10 protein-coding genes are annotated in these 13743 nt (G+C 71.3%); 2 read left to right on the top strand and 8 right to left on the bottom strand.

All coding sequences use genetic code 11. From position 1 onward, the window contains the following. Positions 1-96: 96 nt before the first annotated feature. A complete protein-coding gene (locus tag BIU94_RS09255) occupies positions 97-1101 on the bottom strand; it encodes a substrate-binding domain-containing protein (RefSeq protein WP_071258022.1) in 1005 nt (334 codons plus the stop codon). 62 nt (positions 1102-1163) lie between these two features. Next, on the bottom strand, positions 1164-4475 hold the full coding sequence (locus BIU94_RS09260) for a DUF5107 domain-containing protein (RefSeq protein ID WP_071258025.1): 3312 nt from the start codon (positions 4473-4475) through the stop codon (positions 1164-1166). Between the two features lie 92 nt (positions 4476-4567). On the opposite strand from BIU94_RS09260, the gene BIU94_RS09265 reads away from it, so the two are divergent. Then, positions 4568-5434, top strand: coding sequence for an AraC family transcriptional regulator (locus BIU94_RS09265; protein WP_071258027.1), 867 nt, complete (start codon positions 4568-4570; stop codon positions 5432-5434). 19 nt (positions 5435-5453) lie between these two features. Here the strand turns inward: BIU94_RS09265 and BIU94_RS09270 are convergent, their stop codons facing one another. The 6 genes from BIU94_RS09270 to BIU94_RS09295 all read right to left on the bottom strand — a co-directional run bounded on the left by BIU94_RS09270 (position 5454) and on the right by BIU94_RS09295 (position 13107). Next, complete coding sequence (locus BIU94_RS09270; protein WP_071258030.1) at positions 5454-6776, bottom strand: family 1 glycosylhydrolase; 1323 nt, start codon at positions 6774-6776, stop codon at positions 5454-5456. Continuing rightward, entirely contained in the window at positions 6773-7693 is a 921-nt protein-coding gene (locus BIU94_RS09275; protein ID WP_254784796.1) for a carbohydrate ABC transporter permease, read from the bottom strand. The genes BIU94_RS09270 and BIU94_RS09275 overlap by 4 nt, the downstream gene beginning before the upstream one ends. Further along, positions 7683-8645 (bottom strand): carbohydrate ABC transporter permease, encoded by a 963-nt coding sequence (locus BIU94_RS09280; protein WP_071258032.1) that lies wholly within the window; start codon positions 8643-8645, stop codon positions 7683-7685. The genes BIU94_RS09275 and BIU94_RS09280 overlap by 11 nt, the downstream gene beginning before the upstream one ends. After that, positions 8642-9904, bottom strand: coding sequence for an ABC transporter substrate-binding protein (locus BIU94_RS09285; protein WP_071258034.1), 1263 nt, complete (start codon positions 9902-9904; stop codon positions 8642-8644). Before BIU94_RS09285 ends, BIU94_RS09280 begins: the two co-directional genes overlap by 4 nt. A gap of 131 nt (positions 9905-10035) precedes the next feature. Beyond that, on the bottom strand, positions 10036-11085 hold the full coding sequence (locus BIU94_RS09290) for a LacI family DNA-binding transcriptional regulator (RefSeq protein ID WP_071258036.1): 1050 nt from the start codon (positions 11083-11085) through the stop codon (positions 10036-10038). Positions 11086-11220: 135 nt separating this feature from the next. Then, a complete protein-coding gene (locus BIU94_RS09295) occupies positions 11221-13107 on the bottom strand; it encodes an arabinofuranosidase catalytic domain-containing protein (protein WP_071258038.1) in 1887 nt (628 codons plus the stop codon). A 177-nt stretch (positions 13108-13284) separates the two neighbouring features. On the opposite strand from BIU94_RS09295, the gene BIU94_RS09300 reads away from it, so the two are divergent. Then, on the top strand, positions 13285-13704 hold the full coding sequence (locus tag BIU94_RS09300) for a BLUF domain-containing protein (protein ID WP_071258040.1): 420 nt from the start codon (positions 13285-13287) through the stop codon (positions 13702-13704). Positions 13705-13743 lie beyond the last annotated feature (39 nt).

Below are 13743 nucleotides of genomic sequence, written 5' to 3' on the forward strand. Positions count from 1 at the left end.
GTGGATGGGGACGGACGGCGGGGCGACCCGGGGGCCGCCGCGCCCGCGGCGGGGTGACCGGGGTGGGGTCGCCCCGCCGCGGGGTGGGGCCTGCGATCAGGGCAGCCCGTCCTGGTGGGTCTCGAGCCACTTCGCCGCGTCGTCCGGCTGGTACAGGTCGATCTTCGCGGGGATGACCTCGCCCTTCTCGCCCTTGCCGTCGATGGCCTTCTCGGCCGCCGCGTACGCGAGCTTGCCGGCCTCGATGCCGGAGATGTCGACGACCGCCTTGAGCGTCGTCCCCTTCTTCAGGGCGTTCGCGATGTCGCTCGTCATGTCCGACCCGAAGACCGCGACCTTGCCGACGAGACCGCGGTTCTCCACGGCCTTGTAGGCGCCGACGGTCGCGCCGCCGGCCTCACCGTAGAGCCCGTCGAGGTCGGGATGGGCACTGAGCATCTGCTCGGCGGTCGGCACCGCCTGGTCGACCTCGGCACCCTCCTGGTTCGCGACGAACGTCGCGCCCGGCAGGGCCTTCGTGAGCGCGGCCTCGAACCCCGTGAAGCGCTGCTTGCACACCTCGTACTGCTCGCAGTTGATGACGCCCATCTTGGGTGCGTCGATCCCCTCCTCCTTGAAGTACGCAGCGGCCTGCTCACCGAGCATCGAGCCGAACTCCGCCGGGTCGCCGAGGACGTAGGCGGACACGTACTGCTGCACGGCGTCGTCGGAGACGCAGGTGTTGTAGCAGACGACCGGGATCCCGGCCTTCGAGGCCTGCTTCACCGCGGGCAGGCTGCCGTCGGTCGAGACCGCCGACATGATGATGGCGTCGACGTTCGACGACACCAGCGTGTTCATGAAGGAGCTCTCCTTCGACACGTCGCCGGCCGAGGTGGACTCGAGGAACTTGACCTTCGCGTCGCCCGCGTCGGCGGCGTCCTCGACGCCCTTCTTCACGCCGCCGTAGAAGCCCTGCGAATCGAGGTACATCGCGCCGATCCGCAGGGACGAGCCGTTGCCGGTGCCGGCCGTGGGGACGGAGCACGCGCTGAGGGCGAGTGCCACGGCGGCGATGCCGGCCGCGACGATCGCACCCCGTCGGAGGTGGGTTCGGGTCATGGTGATGCTTTCCTTCCTGGAGCCGGCGACGTTGCCGGGTCGAGCGGGATCGCCCGTGGTCGTCAGTCGCGCGACGGTGTCGGCGACGTCGAGGTGGTGAGGGACGCGGAGAGTTCCGCGTGCAGGGCACGCAACCGGGTGACGGTCGCGTCGCGTTCGGCGGCCTGGTCCGCGTGGAACAGGAGCATGGTCGGCAGCGAGGTCGCGAAGTAGTCGACCTCGGTCGGGGCGACGGCCAGCTCGTCGACGTACCGGGCGAGCTCGTTGAGCCGCTCGCGCGCCTCGTCGTGTCGGCCGAGGCGGTCGAGCGCGGCGACGGACCACACGCTCCGTTCGGTGAACGGGGTCGTCGCCATGTCCGTGAAGTCGCCGGTCGCGGCCGCTGCGGTCCGCCAGGCGGCTTCCGCACTGGAGGCCCGGCCCAGCTCCGCGAGCGCGTCACCGAGCACGAGGTGCAGGTCGGCGGTCGTGGCGAGCGGGTGCCGTGCCTCGCCCAGGGAGTCGGGTGCGTGCAGTGCCGACTCCACGGCGTCGGCGGCGGCGACCGGGTCGCCGGCGGCCAGCGCCCGTCGGGCGACGGCCAGGGCGGCGCGGTCCCAGGCGGCGAGGGCGACGCCCTCACCGCCCTCCCACGGCTGGAACCGGCGGGCGGCCATCACCGACCGGGCTTCGTCGACCCGGTCGAGGTCGAGGAGCAGGCCGACGCGGGTGAGCGTGAGGTCGTCGCGTGCGGACACCAGGTCGGGTCGTTCGTCGAGTGCCCGCAGGCGCTCCTCGGCCGGGCGTCCGGACCGTGCGGCGAGCTCGTCGGCCTCGTACAGCAGGCGGGCGTCGTCGGGCAGCGCGGCACGGGCGGCGGCGTAGTGCTCGGCCGCGCGGTCGAGGTCGCCGGCGACGTTCACCGCGGCCACCCCGAGGTTCCGGTGCAGGACCGCCGCGTCCTGTACGCCTGGCCCCGCGGCGACGCCGCGCTCCCAGGCGTCGACGGCGGCCTCGGCCTGCCCGCGGTCGTACAGCCACGAGCCGAGCATCGACCAGAGGACGGCTGCCGACGGGTCGAACGCCAGGACACGACGCAGCGCGTCGACGTCGTCGAGACGCGACGGCAGGGCGTTCGTCGGGTCGACGGCGGCTGCGTACGCGACGGCGCGGTGCGCGTCCTCGGTCCGTCCGGCTCGAAGCGCGAGGTCGGCACGGTGCACCGCGACGAGCGGCCGGACGTTCACCTGGCCGAGCGCCTGCCGGTCGGCCCGCTGCTCGGCGAGGGCGAGGACGTCCTGCGCCTGTACCGTGGCGCCGAGGGACGCGTACTCGAGCGCGACGTCGAGCAGCACCGTGGCGTCGTCGCTGACCGGCCGCCCGCCGAGGTGGCGCGCCCACTGGTCGAGCGGGTCGATCGCGAGCGTCTCGGCGAGCAGGGCCTCGGCCTCGTCCGCACGACCGAGCCGGCGCAGGAGCACGACGGCCGTGTCCCGAGCCTGCAGGTGCTCGCGGTCCGTCCGCAGCACGGCCTGCACGTGTTCGAGGGCACCACGGGGGTCCTCGGCGGCGGTGCTCCGGGCCAGCGCGAGGTGCGCCGGAGCGGCCTCGGCGGCGTTCCACGTGGCCTTGCCGAGCGCGCGGCGGCCGTCGTCGGCCCGACCGGCGCGGAGCAGGGCGAGGCCGAGTCGGTGGTGCGCCTGACCGCTCGAGGGGTTCGGCGCCCAGGACACGAGCCGGTCGACGGCGTGCTGCAGGTGCTCGACCGCGCGCTCGTACTCGGCCGCCGCGTACCGGCGGGTCCCGAGGGCGACGTGGGCCCGGACGTCCCCGGGGTCCCGGCGCAGCGCCTCGTGCCAGTACGGCTCCGGCGAGCGCGTCGCGTGCCGGTACTGCTCGAGGTAGTCGCCGATGAGGTCGAGCTCCTCGGTCGTCGTCACGTCCTCCGGAGCCGGCGGGGCGACGGCGGGGTCCGGCGCCGCGGCGGCCGCGTCGACCGGTCGCCGCGCGAACCGGACGAGCTCGTGGTCACCGTCGACGACGGCGACCCGCAGGGTCGCGGCGTCCGTGCCGGACGGCACCGCCCAGTCGACGACGACCGGCGCGTCGGGGGTGAGCCGTGCCTCCAGGACGGCCAGCACCGCACCGTCGGCGGTCTCGATGCGGATGGCGGCGTCCTCGGCGACGACGCTCGTCGCGACGCCGATGCGCAGCGCTCCCGGCTCCGGCACGTCGACGCGGATCGCCGCGTCGCGGGAGGCCTGCATCGCCGGGCCGATCGCGCTGATCGGGTACCAGAACTGCGAGAAGGTCTTCGTCTCGCCGGGTGCCAGGAACGAGAAGTCCGGCTGGTTGTCGGTGTAGACGCCGGCCATGAGCTCGACGTACGGGCCGTCGGTGTCGGTCAGGTTCGCGTCCCAGGCGTGCCCGAAGGGCGCGTCGCCCCACGTCCACTGCTTCTTGCCCGGCGAGATCGTGCGGTCGGCCCAGTGCACGAAGCCGGCCTGGCGGCCGTGGTCGTACCCGCCGAAGAAGGCGTCCTCGGTGTCGGTCACCATGTAGGACGTCGGCACCGGGATGTTCCGGTACCAGTCGAGCCGGTCCGCGTCGGGGTGCTCCCCGTCGACCCGGGCCGGGTAGTCGACCCCGTAGTACGTACCGTCGACCGCGGGGAACGTCGCGATCGCGCGCTTGGCGTGGTCGGCGACGTGGTGCACGTCCGTCGGGAAGAAGCTCTGGTAGTCGTCGTTCACCGCGGCGGCGACGTTCGCCCACCACAGGAACGTCTCGGTGCGCTCACTGCGGTTGTAGAGCCGGACGCGGGCCTCGATCGCCGAGGAGTCCGGGCGCAGCCGGATGCCGTGCATGCCCTTCATCCGGGCGAACGGGTCGTGGTCCGAGCACCACACCGTGACGGAGCCGTCGGCCTCGCGCTCGATCGACACGTCCGTCGGCAGGAACGTCGCCGGGCGGTGGTGCTGCGGCCAGTTGAACTCAACGCCGCCCGAGATCCACGGCCCGGTCAGACCGACGAGCGCCGGCTTGATGACGTTGTTGCGGTAGAAGAAGTCGTGGTCGGCGGTCTTGTCGTACCCGATGTGGATGCGCCCACCGAGCTCCGGCAGCACCACGACCCGGACCCAGCGGTTCTCGAGGTGGACGGCCTCCCAGCGGTGCGGACGCTTCTCCGACGCGATGCGCTCGTGGAAGGGCAGTGGGAAGACCCGCCCGGACGATCCTTGGTAGACGCGCCGGTCGAGGAACTGCGGGAACCGGTCCGGCTCCTGCGGCTCGTACGTGTCGATGACGAGCGGTTCGGACCAGGCGGCGACGGCCTGGCCCTGCTGGTCGGCGGGGATCGGAGGGAGGTCGAGCCTCGACTCTTCGTTGAGCATGCACCGAGCGTACGGAGCACCCCCATCGCCGCGGAACGCAGGATCCGACGGAATACCTGGACGATCCGACGACGGGCGGGTGATGATGGCGCGTGCTCATCGAAGACGGTTTCCCCGGCCAACGCCTCCGCGTCCTCCCCGCGCGGCGCGTGGCACAGGCGCTCACCCAGCCCGGGATCGCCCACCTGGTCGTGACCGACGCCGGCTACTTCCCGACCGCCCAGGCGCACGGCAAGGCCCGGCCCGCCGGCACCGAGCAGTGCGTCGTCCTGGTCTGCGTCCTCGGCGCCGGGCGCGTGCACGTCGGCGGCGCCGTGCACGAGGTCCGCCGCGGTCAGGTCGTCGTGCTGCCACCCGGCGTGCCCCACGCCTACGAAGCCGACGACCGTGACCCCTGGACCCTCTGGTGGGTGCACGTGCTCGGCCGCGACCTGGCGGAGTTCCTGCGGAGCAGCGGCATGACCGCCACCCAGCCCGTGCGCCAGCTGCGCGACGTCTACCGCCCGGTGTCCCTCATCGAGGAGATCGTCGGCGCGATGGAACGCGGCGACACCGACGCCAGCCTGCTCGCCGCCTCCGGCGCCGCCTGGCACCTGATGGCCCAGCTCTGCGCCGAGCAGGTCGCCGGCGCCACCGCCCTGCCCGTCGTCGACGCCGCCCGCGACTACATCGTCGCCAACCTCGCCGAGTCCGTCACCGTCGGCGGCCTCGCCGCGATGGCGCGGATGAGCCCGTCGCACTTCGCCGCGCAGTTCCGGCAGCGCGTCGGCACGAGCCCGATCAGGTTCCAGACCCAGGTCCGGATGGGCCGCGCACGGGAGCTCCTGGACACGACGACGCGGAGCGTCGAGTCCATCGCCGCCGAGGTCGGGTACGACGACCCCTTCTACTTCAGCAGGGTGTTCCGTGCGGTGCACGACGAGACGCCCACGGCGTACCGAGGGTCGCGGCGGGGGTGACGACGCCTCGACGTGGTCGTCACGACCCCGCGGCCCGCTGCACCTCCTCGTCGCCGGCCGCGCACCGCGAGAACGCCGCCGCGGCACCGGTGCGGACCCGTGCGAGCGTGCCGTCGGGCTGCTCCTCGAGCCTGAGCAGGCCCATCCGCCGCAGGTACGGGGTCTTCCGCACGCTCTCGGCGCGTTCCGCGACGAGTTCGGCGGGGAGCTCGAACTCCTCGACGTTCCTGCCGCCGGCCGCGTAGGACCAGTCCACGAAGTCGAACATCGGCCACCACGTGAAGCCCCGGACGTCGACGCCCTGCGCCACGAGTCCCTGCACCGCACCGGCTGCGTCCCGCACCCAGGCGGACCGCACCGCGTCGTCGCCCTCGATGGAGGTCTCGGTGACGAGCATCGGCAGCCCGTACCGCTGGTCGAAGCGCCGGACGGTCTCCTCGAGCCCGTCCGTCCACCGGTCGTGTGCGTGCTGTACGACCCGGCCCGCTTCGTGCACGAGCCGCCGGGGTGACAGGTCTGGGTAGTAGTTGACGCCGAGCAGGTCGATCGACACCGCGCCGTCGACCAGTGCGCGCAGCACCGGTGTCGTGGCGCCGTGGGACCGCAGCCAGTCATGGGCGGGGTGGTCGGCCGTGACGCGACCGAGGACGAGGTCGGTCGGCACGGTGCCGAGCGTCTCGAGCAGCTCGGCCTCCGCCCGGGTCTCGGCCGTGTCGTCGGCGGCTTCGACGAGGGTGCTGGCCTCGACGTGGACGACGACCGCCGCGGGGTTCGCGGCACGGACGGCCCGGACGGTGCGTTGGATGCCCGCGGCGATGCCGAGCACGACGCACGTCCACCCGTCCCAGCCGGTCAGGCCCGGGGGCCACACCCCGCGCAGCCCGGCGAACGAGGCCGTGGTGATGGGTTCGTTGAGCGGCGTGACGTGGTCGACGACGCCGGCGTACCGCGCGGCGAAGGCGCCGGCGAACTCGGCGATCGCATCGGGGTACCGCGGGTCGGCGAAGGAGTCGTCGAGCCAGGTGGGTGTGCCGTAGTGCACCAGGTCGGCGATCACGGTGACGCCGTCGGCCGTGGCGTGCGGGAGCCGTTCGTCGAGCACCGACCAGTCGAACTCCCCCGGCGCCGTGTGCACCCGGGGCCAGTCGACCCCGTAGCGCAGCGCTCGCGCGCCGAGTTCGCGCACGGTGTCCAGGTCCGCCCGCCAGGACGCGTCGTGGTCGGTGAGCGCGTGCTCGTCGAGCGGCGCCATCGCGAACCGGGCGGGTGGGTAGACGCAGGTGTCCTCGATGCCGAGCGCCCACGTGAACGTGCCGGGGGCGAAGGCGGACGGGCCGGTCACTTCAGCCCGGACGTCGCGACGCCGGCGACGAAGTACTTCTGCGCGAAGAAGAACCCGACGGCGATCGGCAGCAGCGAGATGACGGCACCGGCGAGCAGGACGGCGTGGTCGGTCACGTGGGCACCGCCGAAGAGCGTCAGCCCGGCGGGTAGGGTGAGCATGTCGTTCGAGGTGCTGATGACGAGCGGCCAGAGCAGGTCGTTCCAGAGGGCCATGCCGTTGAGGACCGCCACGGTCGCGATCGCGGGCTTCGCCAGCGGCAGGATGACCTGCCAGTAGATCCGCCAGTGCCCGGCACCGTCGATGCGCGCGGCCTCGTCGAGCTCCGGGGGGATGTCGATGAAGAACTGCCGGAACAGGAAGATGCCGAAGGCCGAGGTGGCCCGCGGGATGATGAGCCCCTGGTAGGTGTTCAGCCAGCCGAGGTGGAACAGCTCCACGAAGACCGGGATGAGTGTCACCTGGAACGGCACCATGAGCGTCGCGATGACGAGCACGAACGCGACGTTCCGGCCGACGAACCGCATGCGCGCGAGCGCGTAGGCGCACATCGAGTCGAAGAGCAGCGTCAGCACGGTCGTCACGACCGTGAACACGAACGAGTTGAGCAGGAGCCGCAGGAACGGCAGCTGCGACCACACGCCCTGGTACCCGTGCAGCGTGACGCTGGTCGGGAACAGCGAGGCGGGGTGGCCGAACAGGTCCGCCTCGGAGCGGAACGATCCGCTCACCATCCAGACGAACGGCACGAGCGCGAACACGAGTCCGATGCCGAGGTACACCCACTTCAGGACGGAGCCGGTGACGACGAGGCCGCTCCGGCGACCGTGTCGCCGCCGTCGGTGGTCGGTGGTCGGTCGGGAGGCACGGGTCGGCTCCATCTCGGACGGTCGCCGGGTGAGCGCGTCAGTCGACATCGTCGTACCGGAAGAGTCGGAGCTGCAGGACGGAGATGAGCATGATGATCACGAAGAGGACCCAGGAGATCGCCGACGCGTAGCCGGTCTGGTAGTTGACGAACCCGTCGCGGTAGAGCAGGTTCACGAGGGAGTCGGTGGCGAACACTGGGCCGCCACCGGTCATGACGTAGACGAGGTCGAACACCTGGAACGACTGGATCGTCAGGATCATCGACGTGAAGAGCAGCGTCGGCCGGATGCTCGGCAGCGTGATCCGCCAGGTGGTCTGCCAGCGGTTCGCGCCGTCGAGTTCGGCGGCCTCGTAGCGTTCCGCCGGCACGCCCTTGAGCCCGGCGATGAACAGGATCATCGCGAAGCCGATGCTCTTCCACACCGAGACCAGGATCACGGTCGGCAGGGCGAGCGAGGTCGACTGCAGCCAGGCGACGCTCGGCAGCCCGAGCAGGGCGGTGATGCCGCCGACGAGCCCGATGTCGGGGTCGAGCAGGAACTTCCAGACCAGGCCGATGGTGACGAGCGACACGATCGTCGGGAAGAAGAACACCGAGCGGATGATCCGGTTGAGCAGCGTGTCCCGCTGCAGCAGGAGCGCGGCGACGAAGCCGAGCACCACGAGCAGGACGACGGAGACGACCGTGTACTCGAGCGTGACGCGCAGGGCGTTCCAGAACTGCGGGTCGTGGGCGAGCTGCACGTAGTTGCCGAAGCCGACGAACTGCTGCGAGACCGCACCGACCGTCCAGTCGAAGAACGAGTAGTACAGCGAGCGCAGGATCGGGAAGACGACGAACACGCCGAGGATGAGCAGCGACGGGGCCATGAAGAGCCAGGCCGGCTGGAAGCGACGCGCTCGGCGGCGGGTGGGGCGCGCCTCCCGGCCCCGGTCGGAGGCGGGGGCCCCGGCACGCGCCGTGCGTGCCGGGGCCGAACCGGTGGTCTGGTCGGTCACTTGCTGCAACCGGTCAGGCCGTCGATGGTCTGCGCGGCTTCCTTCGTCGCGTCCGCGACGGAGGTGCCGCGGGTGATCTTGCCGATCATCGGGACGTAGGCGTCGGAGTCGACCTTGGTGGCGTCCGGCACGTGCGGCAGGTAGAGGCGGGCGTCCCCGACCTGGCTGGCGAAGACCGACACCGTCGGGTCGGCCTGCAGCTTCGCGTCGTCCGACAGGTCGGTACGGAGCGGCGGGAAGCCGGTCTGCAGCGAGAACTTCTGCTGCGCGGTCTTCGACGTCCAGTACGCCAGGAACTCCTGCGCCTGCTCCGGGTACTTCGTCTTCGCCGAGATCGACAGCGGTGCGATCGAGCCGAGCGTCGACGACTTGCCGTCGACGCCGACCGGCACCTTCACGATGCCGAGGTCGATGCCGGCCGACTTGTACCCGGAGGCCGCCCACGGCCCGTTGATCTCCATCGCGGCCTTGCCGGCCGAGAACAGCGAGTCGGCCTCGGCGCCGGTGAGGCCGACGGGGCTCACCTTGTCCTTCGCGACCAGGTCGCCCCAGGTCTCGAGGCCCTGGCGCGATGCGCTCGTCTGCACCGCGCTGCAGCCCTTGCTCGTGACGATGTCGCCGCCCTCGAGCCACTGCAGGACCGGCCACATCTGGATCGTCTGGTTGTCCGCGAGCGCGATGCCGTACTTGCCACCGGTGGTGAGCTGCTTCGCGTCGGCCGCCAGCTCCTGCACGGTCGTCGGCGGCTTCGCGATGCCGGCGTCCTCGAAGAGCTTCTTGTTGTAGTACAGGCTGAGCGTCGCGAAGTTGGCCGGGACGCCGTAGAGCTTGCCGTCGTAGGTGAACTCCTCGACGGTCCCCGGTGCGAACTCGGACGTGTTGATCTTGCCGTCGCCGCTGCCCGTCATCGTGATCGGGAGCACCGAGTTCGTCTTGACGTACTGCGCGACGGCGTTCGGGTCGCTCGACACCGCCGCGACGTCGGGGCCCTGCCCGGTGAGCCAGGCCGACGGCAGCTTCTGCTGGATGGTGTCCCACGGCTGGACGGTCATGTCGACCGTGATCTTCGGGTGGGACTTCTCGAAGTCCTTGACGATCGTGGCGTAGCCGGGGCGGTCGCCACCGGTGAACCCGGTCCAGACCTTGAGGGTGACGGGACCGTCGGTGTCCGCGGACCCGCCGGCCGAGCAGCCGGTCAGGACGAGGGCGAGGGCGGCGGCACCGGAGACGACCGCGAGGGTCGTGCGTGCGTGCTTCATGGTCGAACGCTCCTTTGCGTTGCAGGTGGGTGCGCGGGTCGGTGTTCGGTGTCGATCGGCGCTGTGGTGGTGCGGGTTCGGGTGGTGCGGGTTCGGGTCGTGCTGGTTCGGGTGGTGCTGTCGGGAGCGGCTCAGCCGGTCGGCTGCTCGCGGTCGTCGTCGCACCCGCAGGATCCGCGGAGGACGACCTCGACGGGCAGCTCGGTGTGCTGCCCGGTCGTGCTGGGGGTCCGGCGGTCGACGAGGTCGAAGAGGCGCTCGGTGGCGATGCGTCCCATCTCCTCGGCGGGCACGCGGACGGTGGTGATGCCGGGGGTCGTCACCCGGGCGAGGCCGAAGTCGTCGAAGCCGACGACCGAGACGTCCTCGGGGACGCGGACACCCGCGCGACGCAGCACCCGGAGACCCCCGACGGCCATGTCGTCGTTGGCGAAGACGATGCCGTCGTGGTCGGCCCCGCTCGCGAGGGCCTGCTCGACCGCCGCGGCACCGGAGGCCTCGGACAGGTCGCCCTCGACCACCGTGACGTCGGTCAGACCGTGCTCGTCCGCCGCGCGGAGGAACCCGTCGCGACGGTCGATGCCGGTCTGGTGGTCGAGCGTGCCGGTGACGTGCAGCAGCCGGCGGCGGCCGTGCACGGCGACCAGGTGCTCGACGAGTCGCTCGGTCGCCGCGACGTCGTCGATGCCGACCGAGACCGCCCGGTCGAGGTGCGGGTAGTTGCCGATGAGCACCACGGGCAGCCCACTCGCGACGAGCGTCTGCACGTGGTCGTCGTCGATCGCGGCACTCGTGACGATCGCGCCGTCGGCCGTCCGCGACCGCATCACCCGCTCGTACGCGACGCTGCCCGAGGACGTGTCGGCGTTCGTCGAGACGATCACCTGGGCGTCGTGCGCGTTCGCCGCGGTCGACATGCCGGTCAGGACGTGCATGAAGTACAGGTGGCCGAACACGTGGGTCGACGAGTTCGGCACGATGAGCGCCACGGCGTCGGCCCGCTGGCTGCGGAGCGCCCGACCGGCGGAGCTCGGCACGTACCCGAGCTCGTCGGCCGCCTGCTTGACGGCGGCCCGGGTCCGCTCGCTGATCCGCTCGTGGCCGGACAGCGCCATGCTCGCGGCGGCCGAGGTGACGCCGACCGCGGCGGCCACGTCCTTCAGGGTCACGGACTTCGGCACGAGCGCCTCCTCGGGTTGTTTTATCGATTAACCGGTCTGCACAGCATGCACCTGCTGAATCGATTGAGCAAGCGGTGCGTGTGGATCGGACAGGAGGCGCGTGGCGGGGCCGCCCCGTGCCTCCTGTCCGGTGGATCAGTTGAAGCGGAACACCTGCGGTGCCTGCCCGTTGCAGTCGTAGAGCTGCAGGGCGGTGCCGTTCGCGGTGTTGCCCGACGGCACGTCGAGGCACCGGCCGGACTGCGGGTTCAGCACGGACCCGTTCGCCTGCGGCACCCACTGCTGTCCGCCGACGCCGTTGCACGTGTACAGCTCCAGGTGCGTGCCGTTCGCCGTCGCGTTGCCGTCGAGGTCCAGGCACCGGCCGAGCGTGCGGATGGTGTGGTCACCGGCGTCGTACGCCCACTGCTGGTCGGTCGTCTGCTCGTCGGTCAACAGGGTCTGGCAGTCGTACACCTGCACCTGCTGGCCGTTCTGCTGCAGGTCGTTGCCCGCCACGTCGACGCACTTGCCGCCGATGGTGCCGATGGGGACCGCGGCGACGAACTTCTGCGCGGCGTTGCCGTTGCAGTCGTAGAGCTGCAGCGCCGTGCCGTTCGCGGTGTTGCCGGACGGGACGTCGAGGCACCGGCCGGACTGCGGGTTCTTGATCGACCCGTCCGGCTGCACGATCCACTGCTGCCCACCGACGCCGTTGCAGTCGTAGAGCTCGACGTGGGTGCCGTTCGCGGTCCCGTTGCCGTTCGCGTCGAGGCAGCGCCCCAACGTGCTCAACGTGTGGGTGCCGTAGACGTTGCCGAGCCAGTGCTGGTCCGCCGCCAGGGTCCGGCAGTCGTACAGCTGCACGACCGCGGTGTTGCCACCGGTGTCGTCACCGGCGACGTCGACGCACTTGCCGCCGGGGCCGGTGATGGACGCGCCGGGTCCCCCGCCGGTCGACACGCCCTGGTAGTTCTGCGCGACGATGTTCGCCTGCACCGCGCTGTCCGCGGCGTCGGTCGAGTACCCCGTGGTCATGACGCCCTCGAAGAACGACTGCGTGCCGCGGTTCGAGTTGTCGCCGCCGGCACCGAGCACGATCGAGCCCTCGAGCTTCATCGGCGTGTAGCCCTGGCCGTCGCCGTCCCGGTCTGTGGGCAGCGCGCCCTCGTACCACTTCGACAACGAGCCGCCCTGCGCGTCCCCGCCCTTCAGCGCGAAGTTCGCGACGCCGTCGTTCTTGAGCAGCGCGGTGACGAACTTGCTCGAGTTGCCGGTGTTCGCCGTGGTGATCGCCGTCTTCCCCTCGTAGACGCCGTTCTCCAGGTCGGCCTGCACCCACGGACCGCGGCCCGCACTGCCCTTGCCGTTCAGCATCGACAGGTTCAGGGCGTCCATGTGCCCCTTGCCGGTGTCCTGCGGCAGTGTCTCGACGTTGCCGAAGTCCGAGCAGCAGCCGTGGTTGACGTTGGTGCCGCTGGCGACCTCGTACATCGACTCCGGGCTGGCGCCGCGGGCGGTGCCCTTCGCGACCGTGCTCGAGATCCGGTAGGCGACCTGCTGCGGCATGAAGACGCCGTAGGCCTTGTGCCCGGCGACCGTGATCGGCAGCGCCGCAGCGTCGGCGGCGTGGTTCGCGGGTCCCGCGTCCCCCGCCCCGGCGACCGTCAGGTCGTTGTGGTTGCTCGTCTGGTCGTAGATCTTCGGGATGGTGCACGTGGTGCCGGAGCAGAACGCGTCCTGCGTCGCGGCGTTCGCGTACCCGCCCGCGGCGAGCAGCCCGACGTTCGTGGTCGCGCCGTCCGAGGCGCGCTGCACCTGGTAGAGCGGGCCGTTGTACGCGGCGAAGAGGGCGCGGGTCGAGCTGTAGGCGGCGACGCACGACGTGCCGGCGCTGCCGTACGTGTCGCACGGGCCGTTCGTGGCTGCCGAGGCAGCGCCGGCGCCGAACGTCGTGGCGAACAGGCCGCCGGTGACGAGGGCGAGGGCGCCGAGCGCGGCGGCGATGGGACGCCGCCTTCGCGTGAGTGGTCTGGTGTGCATGGTGAGCGGTTCCTTCCGAGCGTCGTTGCTTGCGGATGCGGTCGATCGCGAGGATGCTTAATCGATTAACCGCATCCAGGATAACGCAGACGTGGTCGGGGCAACAGTCCGATCGGGCACACGGCACCCACGGAGTTGACTGACCGTCCCGGCACGACCCCCGACAAGGAGCCTCCGATGCTGTCCCTCATCTACTCGAGCCTCGCCACCCGACACCTCGAGGACGACGACCTCGCCGCCTTGCTCGCGCAGAGCCGACGCGCGAACGCCGAGAACGACATCACCGGCGTCCTGCTGTTCCGCAACGGCTACTTCCTGCAGCTGCTCGAGGGGCCGGACCAGGCCGTCCGCGACAAGATGGCGACCATCAAGCACGACGACCGGCACACCAAGGTCTCCGTCCTGGTCGAGGAACTCGTCGAGGAACGACAGTTCCCGGAGTGGACGATGGGCTTCCCCGCCGAGGACTCCGACGTCGAGCAGGCTCCGGGTTACCGGACCACCTTCGACGACCTCGACGCTGCCGGCGGCACCCAGGTGAGCTCGCTGCCGGCGCTGCGCGAGCTCATCCGGTGGTTCCGGCCGGCGGGGCGCTGAACCGCGGCACTGCTGCGGTGTCCGGAGGCGCCTGTCGGC

The sequence above is a fragment of the Curtobacterium sp. MMLR14_006 genome (genome assembly GCF_001864985.1).
Taxonomy (GTDB): domain Bacteria; phylum Actinomycetota; class Actinomycetes; order Actinomycetales; family Microbacteriaceae; genus Curtobacterium.

Coding starts and splice junctions, on each gene's coding strand:
- BIU94_RS09300 (WP_071258040.1), top strand. CDS start 13,285: ATGCTGTCCCTCATCTACTCGAGCCTCGCCACCCGACACCTCGAGGAC.
- BIU94_RS09295 (WP_071258038.1), bottom strand. CDS start 13,107: ATGCACACCAGACCACTCACGCGAAGGCGGCGTCCCATCGCCGCCGCG.
- BIU94_RS09255 (WP_071258022.1), bottom strand. CDS start 1,101: ATGACCCGAACCCACCTCCGACGGGGTGCGATCGTCGCGGCCGGCATC.
- BIU94_RS09275 (WP_254784796.1), bottom strand. CDS start 7,693: ATGTCGACTGACGCGCTCACCCGGCGACCGTCCGAGATGGAGCCGACC.
- BIU94_RS09260 (WP_071258025.1), bottom strand. CDS start 4,475: ATGCTCAACGAAGAGTCGAGGCTCGACCTCCCTCCGATCCCCGCCGAC.
- BIU94_RS09285 (WP_071258034.1), bottom strand. CDS start 9,904: ATGAAGCACGCACGCACGACCCTCGCGGTCGTCTCCGGTGCCGCCGCC.